Annotated in this window: 1 pseudogene; it reads right to left on the bottom strand. The window is 67.3% G+C overall.

Features of this window, described 5'->3' with window-relative positions:
* Window positions 1–254: pseudogene (locus EXE44_RS19160) on the bottom strand (hypothetical protein); the annotation flags it as partial.

The following is a 254-nucleotide window of genomic DNA, read 5'->3' as shown; positions in this document are numbered from 1 at the left end:
AGAGCCCGGTTATCAGGTGGATCGCGGAGAAGTCGCCGTCGACGGCGCGGGCGTTGCGCGTCACCTCCCGACACCGAGACTCGGGGTTCTTCTCGACGTGGTAGGCGCTCCGCGTCGACGACTCGTAGGCGATCTCGTACAGCTGGTCGCGCGTCAGGTGTCCCTGCGAGCGGTACGCCTCGCCGAACTCGTCGAGCCGTTCGGGAAGGACGCCCTGCGTCTCGGCGTAGCGGTCGAGGTTCTCGTCGACGAAC

Origin of the sequence: Halorubrum sp. SS7, from assembly GCF_005435055.1 — an archaeon.
Classification (GTDB): domain Archaea; phylum Halobacteriota; class Halobacteria; order Halobacteriales; family Haloferacaceae; genus Halorubrum; species Halorubrum salinarum.
This window is presented reverse-complemented; position numbering and strand designations above follow the sequence as displayed.